The following is an 859-nucleotide window of genomic DNA, read 5'->3' as shown; positions in this document are numbered from 1 at the left end:
TGATTATTCTACCCTATGCGGTTTCGGACAGTTTCTCGAACTTCTCGACAATGCGGATCGATGATCTGTTGATGTCCTTGGATTCTTGATTGATGAAACCAAATCGGCGCTGGCGCGTTCCTTAAGGTAGCAACCCAAAAGGAGCGGCAACGCCATGAACGAACTTCTGACGATTCCGAAGAACGCCATCGACACGCTGCAATCCGTGGAAGCGGATGCGAAACTCGCCCGGCCGCACGCCCATTTTGCCCATCCGACCGAAGTGGTGGTCGATCCGACTTTGGCGAAAGCCGAAAAACTCCAGGTTCTCGAAACCTTAGAGCAAGACGCAAAGCAACTCGCCATTGCCTCCGATGAAGGCATGACGGGCGGCGAAAGCACTCAGTTGCGTGACGTGCTTCAGGCCAAGGAAACGCTGGAACTGCCCCCCGCCGAGATCGCCCTGTCGGTCGCGCTGCAAACCTTAAAGGCGCGCCTGCCGAGTGCGGCTGGAACGGCGCTCGACGGTCCCCTCATCGGGGCCATCGATGCGCTGGAAGCGCTCTCAGCGGCCATGACCGCAGCGGCAACGGCAGATACGGAGCGCAAAGACTATTCGAACAATCCCGCCTAGCACGGGGAACTATAGTAGCTTCGACGCGTTGATAGAGTGAGGACAGTAGGAATGCTGTACCACCGATGTCACAGATAAAGGAATTTCATTATGAAGAAATCAACGATTGCAACCACGGGCCTTCTCGTTGCGACGCTTCTAACCGGGTCCGCTTTTGCTCAAGGTGCTCCGCAAACCTTCGCGCCGATGAAGATTGACCTGCAATCCCTCACCACCGGCTATCGCACGTCGAAAGTTGTTGGGGCG

General features: G+C 56.1%; 1 protein-coding gene. It reads left to right on the top strand.

Annotation, left to right across the window (positions count from 1 at the left end):
- The first annotated feature begins 154 nt into the window (after positions 1–154).
- On the top strand, positions 155–613 hold the full coding sequence (locus VZ95_RS19150) for a hypothetical protein (protein WP_045777285.1): 459 nt from the start codon (positions 155–157) through the stop codon (positions 611–613).
- Positions 614–859: the final 246 nt, after the last annotated feature.

It is taken from the genome of Elstera litoralis (assembly GCF_000963705.1).
GTDB classification, from domain to species: domain Bacteria; phylum Pseudomonadota; class Alphaproteobacteria; order Elsterales; family Elsteraceae; genus Elstera; species Elstera litoralis.
Note: the sequence above shows the minus strand (reverse complement) of the source record. Positions and strands in the feature narration are given on the sequence as shown.